Here is an 8102-nt window from a genome sequence, read left to right as displayed (position 1 = left end):
TTCAAAGAGCCATTAAGACCGCTGCGGGGATATCTACGACATTTTGCCGAGGCCTTTCGGCCCGGCAACAACCGAATTGGTTGGCTCATGCCTCAAGCCGCGTGAGCTTTTTTCGCGAGTGCATCAAGATTAGTCGCTAACTGGAACGAAATAGATAACCAGATTATACTTTATAGAGGGAGGTAAAACACATGAGGAATGTCATTGCTACGGTTGCCACAATTATTGTCCTGTCTGCCTGTTCATCAGCGTTCAAGGTCCAGCAAGCCGATACGCGCTTTAGCGAGAGCAAAAACCAGATCTACCTTTCCGAAAACAACCGAATCTCCACCAAATCGATAGCAGGGGGAATCCACATAGATTCTTCAGGCGTCTACCTCAACCCCTTCGTCGAGAAAACCCCCGAAAATGGGGAGATCGTTCTGCTCGGCCTCAACATCACCAACAAGACGAGTTACGACACCATGTTCGGCGCACCGAACCAGTTGGGCGTCTTGGAGGAAGTCATCTTCAAGTTAGATGGTGGTGACTTGATAACCCTGCCGATCCTGAACCATGCCAGCCAAACTTCGGACACGATCGCCTACAACAGCATCACTAGGTCGGCCTCTTACGCCAAATGGGAGACAGGAACCGTAGTCATGACGCCAGTACAGTTCGGCCGGATCGCATCGGCCAAGGCCCTGTCCTGTAAAATCATCGGAAGTAAAAAATCGGTTATCTATGAGGAGTCAAACGTGAGCCCCACCTTTACCCAGAATCTCAACAACTTCTTCACTACTTACGTCCGGGGTCAGGACTAGCCTGCATGACGGTTTTGAGCCGCCGCCGCTTGGCCGGATGCCGCACCGGTGATGTGTTGCCTTAAGCTGAGTTGTTCGGGGTTCGCTTTGAAACTGCTTGCTGGTACCGTGATCCTGGTACAGGGATTCCTGAAAAAAACGGTCCCGGCGAAAGCCGTGGATCGCCTCGAAATCGCTCTTGCCGAGACACAGCAGGCCGATGTACCTGCGTATGATATCCGCATGGGCAATGGCCGTCTTTTTCAACGGAAATTTTTCAACTTATCATAAATGTTATGCTGTCTAACCTTGCAAGAAAGGGCAATAAAATGAAAAGACGCGGTATTGTTTCACTCGTCATTATGGGACTAATCTGTGCGACAAACGCCATGGCTGGCCCTTTTGGTCTGGACATGGGTATGACACTAAAAGATATCGGTGGCAAACCAGAGAAAGTGGCCAACGGCAAATACAGGCTTAGCAGTGTGCCAAAGCCTCACTCTGCTTTCGAGGCATACATTGTTCAGGTCTCGCCAAAGGGCGGCTTATGCTGGATTAAAGCGATAGGCAAAGATGTTCCAACAAGCGCGTATGGCATTGAGCTTAAATCCGCATTCAATGACATGAAGGGAAAACTTGAAAAAGCATATGGCAAGCACGAAACAATAGATCTGTTGATGACGGGTAGTATCTGGAATGAGCCCAACGATTTTATGATGGCAATGATCAAGAAAGAGCGGATCTTGTTGGCTGTCTGGAACAATGAAAAAGGGTCAACTCTTGTAGATAACATTAAACAAGTAGGCCTTATTGCAAGCCCTAGCGGCCAAAACAAAGGTTATATATCAATTGTGTATTCCTTCGATAACGAAAAAGCATGTGAAGCTGAATTAGCAGGTCAAGAGGATGGGGCGCTTTAACCCTGATCCACAGAACTTCTCGCGATTTTAGCGTAATCGGCAACTGTAGCCATCTTGTTGAGCCTGCAGGCGTCGGCTAAGCTGGCCTCCATGGTATTTCTCCCAAGGAGGTTGTCTGATGCCGGACTTGAAGCAGGAATGGACAAATAAAATTACCGCCTGGCGCGAGAGCGGCCAGAGCATCGCCGGAGACAATCAATGGGGTCGCGTCTTGCACGGCCACATTTCTTCCTCTTCCTTAATTCCCCCCTTGCCCTTCCTCCATGATCACCATTCCCGCCCAAATCCAACCGGCCTCCGGCCAAGGTCTTTTCAGCAGTAAACCCTGTCATGACTGCCGATATCGAGGAGTACGATCTCCCCTTCGGTGATGAAGAGCATGAGGATCGGGCGATAGGTGTAGGTAAGACGGACGGCATGACAGCCGGCGAGTTTGCCGGTCAGAGGATGGAGCCCGAGACGGGGCCGAAAGGGGTCGTTTTGCAGATCGGCGAACACTTCGCCAAAGCGAGTTTTCAGATCGGGATGTTTCCTGAAAAACTTCCGCGTCTGCCGCAGAAACCGTTCGGGGGTCGTCGGGTGAACATGAATCCGACTCGTCGGCGTCCAACGCCACCAGCAACTCATCGGCGGTGGCGAAATGGCGAGCGCGCCCTTCCTTGACATCCTCCAACGCCGTCCGCACCCGCACCAGATAAGCCGTGCGCGCCTCGGCGATCTGCGCTTGGTAACGGGCCTCCGAAAGAACCACATATTGCGGCTGGTTGTTCCGGATCACGTCCACATCCCCCCTGGCGATAATGTCGTCAACGGCGGCAATCACCCGCCGCTTGAGTTCCTGAGCCGGAATGATGTCACATCGATACCTCTTTGAATCCCTGATTTAGTACCAACAAGAAAAACGGAAAAGGCATCAAAAAACAATCACGGATTACCCCGCCCCGGTTATGCCGGACAAATTTTGTATCCGTAGGGAAACAGGGGGCAACAAACGGGTAATAATATGGCAACCCACAGGGGTCGCGTCTTGCACCACCACATTTCTTCCCTCTCCCCTAATTCCGCCCTTGCTCTACCTGGTCAATAATCTACCTGGAATCCCCTTGCTCTTCCTCCATGCTCACCATTCCCGCCCGAATCCGACCGGCCTCCGGCCAAGGTCTTTTCAGGGAAACCAATCGGGATCGTGTCTTTTGCGGCCACATCACTTACCCCCCCCCTTAATTCACATCATCCACCCCTACTCCAAGGTGCCCGAAAATCTCCGAAAAATTCTTTCCTGAACATTATGTTGTAAACATTGACAACACCACCTCCTGTTGTTAATCTTTCCAACATGGACGCCGAACTCTTATTGAACGAACGCCACATCGTTAGCGAAAACGCATTTGCCGAGATGGTGGTCTGGCGGGTTCCCGCGCCGCTTTGCGGAAGCGCTCATGCCTTCAAATATCGCCTCGCGTTTGTCGTCGATGGGCAATGCGTGATTCGTTATGACAATGAGCCCGGCAAGGGCGACCACAAACACATCGGCGAACAAGAGTTTCCCTATTCTTTCACGACTCCACAGGCTCTGCTAAACGACTTCTGGAACGACGTGGACAACCGGAGGTGCTGATATGCGTACCGTAACCTTGGAAATCGCGTCCCGCGAAACGATCAATCGCCGCCTGCTGCGGGCCTTCGATAACGAAGCGCAAGGAACATTCATCAGTTTCGAGTCGCCGGAACTGCTGTTCAAGGTCATTTCCGGCAAACGCTGGGATCTACTGAAACTCATGATGGGCGCCGAGCCCATGACGATTCGCGAGGCAGCGCGGCGCATGGAACGGGATGTGAAGGCAGTCCATACCGATGTGCAGGTGCTGCTCAAGGCGGGAATCCTGCAAAAAACCGATAAGGGCTTGATCGTTTTCCCCTTTGACGCCATGCGGGTGAATTTTTTGCTCAAGGCAGCGTAAGGTTAAAAATGGCGGGACAAGAATGGATCCTTCTCGGACAATCAACGAGGTCGCGTCTTGCACGGCCACATTTCTTCCCCTTCCTTAATTCCCCCCTTGCCCTTCCTCCATGATCACCATTCCCGCCCAAATCCAACCGGCCTCCGGCCGAGGTCTTATCAGCGGTAAACCCTGTCATGACTGCCGATATCGAGGAGTACGATCTCCCCTTCGGTGATGAAGAGCATGAGGATCGGGCGATAGGTGTAGTTAAGACGGACGGCATGACAGCCGGCGAGTTTTCCGGTCAGGGGATGGAGCCCGAGGCGGGGCCGAAAGGGGTCGTTTTGCAGATCGGCGAACACTTCGCCAAAGCGAGTTTTCAGATCGGGATGTTTCCTGAAAAACTTCCGCGTCTGCCGCAGAAACTGTTCGGGGGTCGTCGGGTGAACATGAATCCGACTCGTCGGCGTCCAACGCCGCCAGCAACTCATCGGCGGTGGCGAAATGGCGAGCGCGCCCTTCCTTGGCATCCTCCATCGCCGTCCGCACCCACGCCAGACAAGCCGCGTGCGCCTCGGCGATCTGCGCTTGGTAACGGGCCTCCGAAAGAACCACATATTGCGGCTGGTTGTTCCGGATCACGTACACATCGCCTTTGGCGATGATGTCGTCGACGGCGGCGATCCCCCGCCGCTTGAGTTCCTGATCCGGAACGATGTCATATCGATACCTCTTTGAATCCCTGATTTAGTACCAACAAGAAAAACGGAAAAGGCATCAAAAAACAATCACGGATTACCCTGCCCCGGTTATGCCGGGTGAATTTTGTATCCATAGGGGAGCAGGGGGCAACAAACGGGTAATAATGTTGCAATGCGAGACTTGACCCCGAACATTTTCCCAAATACGTCAGCGGCCGCCTCGTCGAAAAGCCCTCCCGGCTGGCGAAACGACCGTCTCAGCAAGACCGGAATCGGGCTTCCGGATAGTCGACTATCACGGAAATCCCCTTGACGCAACGCTCCGGCCCGCAATACCACCGCGGTTTTAATTTTTTATTTCAGTCTCGCTCGCTTTGCGCGGTCCGTGTCAGGGCGGGATGAGATGCAAGTGCCGACAACAAAATGGAACAGCATCCGAAAAGCTCAAAGATTTCTTCGAAAAAAGCATTGTGGATAATAGAATGACTGTTTTCAAACACATCCCCAACGATCAGCAACAGACCGCCCAGCATCAGTAGAATCCCGGGTTTTGATCTAAGAAAGGGAAGAACAGCTTTTTTATAATATGAAAATCTAGTTACGGCGCGAATCAATAAAGCCAGAAATCCCACTGCCAGCATTATGTTTCGGCCGATACCGGCACCAATGAATTTCAAGGCATTGTGAACGTCAAGACGCTCAACGTCTAGTTCTCGTAACACAAAACTGAAACAGAGCCAGAAACAAGATAAAAGAATCAATCTGGCAGAACTTTTATCCCGAACAGCGTAAATCAGAAAGACCAAGGCACTAACCGCCAGTAAGATGGCTTGGATGTTTTCAAGGGGCCCGTTCTCCGAGTAAACGGTAGCATCGTTGAGTATGAAAACTGAATAGCCATACCAAAGAGATACCACTAAGTAAGGCAAATAAACAAAAAACAGAGTATCTTAAACCAACTTCTCATTACAGCCCTCTGTAATTTTCACGCACATTCCCCACCTCAGGCAGAGTTTTTCAAGGGCTTTTCCCACCCCTGCGATTATCGGCACGACACTGTTTTTAACCCGTATCTTGTCCGTCCACCATGCTCACCCTTCCCGCTCGAATCTAACGGGCCTACGGCCAAGGTCTTTTCAGCGGTAAACCCCGTCATGACTGCCGATATCGAGGAGCACGATCTCCCCTTCGGTGATGAAGAGCATGAGGATCGGGCGATAGGTGTAGTTAAGACGGACGGCATGACAGCCGGCGAGTTTGCCGGTCAGGGGATGGAGCCCGAGGCGGGGCCGAAAGGGGTCGTTTTGCAGATCGTCGAGCACTTCGCCAAAGCGAGTTTTCAGATCGGGATGTTTCCTGAAAAACTTCCGCGTCTGCCGCAGAAACTGTTCGGGGGTCGTCAGGGTGAACATGAATCCGACTCGTCGGCGTCCAACGCCGCCAGCAACTCATCGGCGGTGGCGAAATGGCGAGCGCGCCCTTCCTTGACATCCTCCAACGCCGTCCGCACCCGCGCCAGATAAGCCTCGCGCGCCTCGGCGACCAGTTCCTGGTAACGGGCCGCCGAAAGAACCACATACTGCACCTGGTTGTTCCGGATCACGTGCACATCCCCCTTGGCGATGATGTCGTCGACGGCGGCAATCACCCGCCGCTTGAGTTCCTGAGCCGGAATGATGTCACATCGATACCTCTTTGAATCCCTGATTTAGCACCAACAAGAAAAATGGAAAAGGCATCGAAAAACAATCACGGATTCCCCCGCCCCGGTCACACCGAGGGCAACTCACCGGAGAAAGTAGAGAGCAGACCTACACGGCTTAAGGCTCGGCTTATCCGTTTCCGTCCCTTTCGTCCGACGGGGCCTAAGTGGACTGTCTGGACCAACCCTCCCTGATCCAACCGGGCGTGCGGAGCAGCTACCGACCACCGGCGTTTTTCCTGCGTTGCTGCCATCCTCTACGATGTTTTTTGCGAATACAGCAAAAAAGCCGCGGTCGGTTTTCAGACAACCGGTCGTCGACCTGTCACCAAAAAGACGGGATAAACCTTTTCGCCACCACCGCGCTGCTTGCGTATGTGGTGCGCCGTCACTACCCGCACTTCTTCCAGCCCCAGCTGCCGCAGTTGCTCCTGCAGCAGCTCGCGGTCAATACCGGCATGGGCCACATCCTCACCCGGGCCATGAAAATCGCCGTCCTCCAGATCCAGATCGGCCAGAGCCAGATAGCCGCCGGGGATCAGAGCGGCCGCCAGCCGGGACACCACGGTCGCATAGTCCGGTACATGGTGCAGCACCATGCTGCTGTAAATCAGCTCAAAGGATTCTCGCAGCGGCAGAAGATGCTCATCAGACGCCAGAAAGGTCGTCACCCGTTCGCTTTGGCCGAGATCACGGGCCTTCTGCTCGAACACCTCCAACATGGCCGGCGCCCGGTCCACCCCTGTCACCGTTGCCAGCTGCGGCAGTAGCAGATAGCACACCAACCCGGTGCCACAGCCGAATTCGAGCGCCCGCGGGCTGCCGGAGAATGGAATTTCTCTGCGGATGGCATCGGCCACAGCCTGGGCCAGCAGCTGGCGCTGGGGCTTTGCATCCCAGCTCTGCGCTACGGGATTAAAATCTTTGATGCGTTTATCCTGAATCATGGTTTCTCATACCCTTTCGTTGGAATCTTTACCCCACCCCTCCCATAAAGAACCTTCATCCCCCCTTGCCCTACATGGCCGGAAATTTACCGCAAAGTCCCTGTTCCACCTTACTCCCGACGCCCCGGCTATCTTGCGACCCCCCCCCCGGGGAAAATGACGAATTTCCGTTGTCGGATACGCTCTTCCCGCTATTCTTTCTCTCAGACCACATTCAAGCGCCCCGGCAAAACCCCATAAACAGTTGACATCGGTTGTCGCACTTGGGTTCTGCCGAGTCTTTGCGGCGCGCCGCCGACCGCAAAGATCTTATCCGTTTAGGCGTTACATTATCAAGCCGACATCTAGAGGAGTTGACCATAAAAAGACTACGCCTAACCGTTCCGGCTGTCTTTGCCGCCCTGACCGCATGCGCCCCGATCGGCATCGAAGGCCCCTACGGATCAATCAACATCGATCAGCCGCGCTACGGCGAATATCATCAAACCCGACAAGGCGAAAGTTCTTATTTCCACGAACATGGCTATACGCAACTGAATATTCCAAAAGGACATTACCCGCCACCCGGTGAATGCCGCATTTGGTATCCGGATCGTCCGGCCGGGCATCAGCCACCGCCGGTCCAATGTGGCCATCCTGTCCCTCCCGGCGCCTGGTTGATTCACCATCCCCACGACCTCCCAGGCCGAGTCCACGTCAATGTGTATGATCCCGGTCGTCCCGGATTCATTCGCGCCATCGGAGAATTTGAAATAGGCTCCGGTATTCTTATGCGCGTCGTACTGGACAAATAGGCGAAGACTATCGGCATTGACCTGCTCCACCGAACAACACGCCCAAGTAAACGGAAGACATGGTTTTGCTTCTCGAAAAATAGATAGCCGCTCCACGTTTCGGTGGCCCGCCGGCAACACAAGTTCTGACCCCGGACATCCTGACCGTCGCGCATCACCCCTGGTCATGATCGCGATTTCTGTTAAAGTTGATGCAATCGCGAAAAAAGCTCACGCGGCTTGAGGCATGAGCCAACCAATTCGGTTGTTGCCGGGCCGAAAGGCCTCGGCAAAATGTCGTAGATATCCCCGCAGCGGTCTTAATGGCTCTTTG

12 protein-coding genes are annotated in these 8102 nt (G+C 53.6%); 6 read left to right on the top strand and 6 right to left on the bottom strand.

The window, feature by feature from the left end; genetic code table 11:
• The first annotated feature begins 191 nt into the window (after window positions 1–191).
• The 3 genes from RBR25_RS17040 (at window position 192) to RBR25_RS17030 (ending at window position 1702) form a co-directional block, all read left to right on the top strand.
• Window positions 192–803, top strand: a complete 612-nt coding sequence (locus RBR25_RS17040) for a hypothetical protein (RefSeq protein ID WP_432820742.1) — start codon at window positions 192–194, stop codon at window positions 801–803.
• Between the two features lie 87 nt (window positions 804–890).
• Window positions 891–1073, top strand: a complete 183-nt coding sequence (locus RBR25_RS17035) for a hypothetical protein (RefSeq protein ID WP_432820743.1) — start codon at window positions 891–893, stop codon at window positions 1071–1073.
• Window positions 1074–1111: 38 nt separating this feature from the next.
• Window positions 1112–1702, top strand: coding sequence for a hypothetical protein (locus RBR25_RS17030; RefSeq protein WP_432820741.1), 591 nt, complete (start codon window positions 1112–1114; stop codon window positions 1700–1702).
• 312 nt (window positions 1703–2014) lie between these two features.
• Here RBR25_RS17030 and RBR25_RS17025 read toward each other — a convergent pair whose 3' ends face one another.
• A complete protein-coding gene (locus RBR25_RS17025) occupies window positions 2015–2368 on the bottom strand; it encodes a type II toxin-antitoxin system RelE/ParE family toxin (RefSeq protein ID WP_432820740.1) in 354 nt (117 codons plus the stop codon).
• 670 nt (window positions 2369–3038) lie between these two features.
• Here RBR25_RS17025 and RBR25_RS17020 point away from each other — a divergent pair.
• Both RBR25_RS17020 and RBR25_RS17015 read left to right on the top strand, forming a co-directional pair.
• Window positions 3039–3320 carry a toxin-antitoxin system TumE family protein gene (locus RBR25_RS17020; protein WP_432820739.1) on the top strand — a complete coding sequence of 94 codons (282 nt, stop codon included), beginning with the start codon at window positions 3039–3041 and terminating at the stop codon, window positions 3318–3320.
• 1 nt (window position 3321) lies between these two features.
• Window positions 3322–3663: a transcriptional regulator gene (locus RBR25_RS17015; protein WP_432820738.1), complete on the top strand. Its 342-nt coding sequence runs from the start codon at window positions 3322–3324 to the stop codon at window positions 3661–3663.
• Between the two features lie 158 nt (window positions 3664–3821).
• Here the strand turns inward: RBR25_RS17015 and RBR25_RS17010 are convergent, their stop codons facing one another.
• The 5 genes from RBR25_RS17010 to RBR25_RS16990 form a co-directional block, all read right to left on the bottom strand.
• Complete coding sequence (locus RBR25_RS17010) at window positions 3822–4175, bottom strand: type II toxin-antitoxin system RelE/ParE family toxin (RefSeq protein WP_432820737.1); 354 nt, start codon at window positions 4173–4175, stop codon at window positions 3822–3824.
• Window positions 4176–4705: 530 nt separating this feature from the next.
• Window positions 4706–5152 carry a hypothetical protein gene (locus RBR25_RS17005; RefSeq protein ID WP_432820736.1) on the bottom strand — a complete coding sequence of 149 codons (447 nt, stop codon included), beginning with the start codon at window positions 5150–5152 and terminating at the stop codon, window positions 4706–4708.
• Between the two features lie 330 nt (window positions 5153–5482).
• The gene (locus RBR25_RS17000) at window positions 5483–5758 is read right to left on the bottom strand and encodes a type II toxin-antitoxin system RelE/ParE family toxin (RefSeq protein ID WP_432820735.1); all 276 of its coding nucleotides are present in this window, start codon (window positions 5756–5758) and stop codon (window positions 5483–5485) included.
• Window positions 5746–5994: a prevent-host-death protein gene (locus tag RBR25_RS16995; protein WP_432820734.1), complete on the bottom strand. Its 249-nt coding sequence runs from the start codon at window positions 5992–5994 to the stop codon at window positions 5746–5748. The genes RBR25_RS17000 and RBR25_RS16995 overlap by 13 nt, the downstream gene beginning before the upstream one ends.
• Window positions 5995–6350: 356 nt before the next feature.
• Window positions 6351–6995: a class I SAM-dependent methyltransferase gene (locus tag RBR25_RS16990; RefSeq protein WP_432820733.1), complete on the bottom strand. Its 645-nt coding sequence runs from the start codon at window positions 6993–6995 to the stop codon at window positions 6351–6353.
• A 263-nt stretch (window positions 6996–7258) separates the two neighbouring features.
• Between RBR25_RS16990 and RBR25_RS16985 the strand changes: the two genes are divergently transcribed.
• Complete coding sequence (locus RBR25_RS16985; RefSeq protein WP_432820732.1) at window positions 7259–7789, top strand: hypothetical protein; 531 nt, start codon at window positions 7259–7261, stop codon at window positions 7787–7789.
• Window positions 7790–8102: the final 313 nt, after the last annotated feature.

This window comes from Trichloromonas sp., assembly GCF_034006665.1.
In the GTDB taxonomy this organism is placed as follows: domain Bacteria; phylum Desulfobacterota; class Desulfuromonadia; order Desulfuromonadales; family Trichloromonadaceae; genus Trichloromonas.
The sequence above is the reverse complement of the archived record's forward strand: the minus strand, read 5'-3'. Positions and strand labels throughout refer to the sequence as shown.

What these genes read in the sequence shown, in the direction of transcription:
- RBR25_RS16990 (WP_432820733.1), bottom strand. Translation starts at nt 6,995, where the DNA reads ATGATTCAGGATAAACGCATCAAAGATTTTAATCCCGTAGCGCAGAGC.
- RBR25_RS17000 (WP_432820735.1), bottom strand. Translation starts at nt 5,758, where the DNA reads ATGTTCACCCTGACGACCCCCGAACAGTTTCTGCGGCAGACGCGGAAG.
- RBR25_RS17025 (WP_432820740.1), bottom strand. Translation starts at nt 2,368, where the DNA reads ATGTCAAGGAAGGGCGCGCTCGCCATTTCGCCACCGCCGATGAGTTGC.
- RBR25_RS17015 (WP_432820738.1), top strand. Translation starts at nt 3,322, where the DNA reads ATGCGTACCGTAACCTTGGAAATCGCGTCCCGCGAAACGATCAATCGC.
- RBR25_RS17010 (WP_432820737.1), bottom strand. Translation starts at nt 4,175, where the DNA reads ATGCCAAGGAAGGGCGCGCTCGCCATTTCGCCACCGCCGATGAGTTGC.
- RBR25_RS17030 (WP_432820741.1), top strand. Translation starts at nt 1,112, where the DNA reads ATGAAAAGACGCGGTATTGTTTCACTCGTCATTATGGGACTAATCTGT.
- RBR25_RS17020 (WP_432820739.1), top strand. Translation starts at nt 3,039, where the DNA reads ATGGACGCCGAACTCTTATTGAACGAACGCCACATCGTTAGCGAAAAC.
- RBR25_RS17040 (WP_432820742.1), top strand. Translation starts at nt 192, where the DNA reads ATGAGGAATGTCATTGCTACGGTTGCCACAATTATTGTCCTGTCTGCC.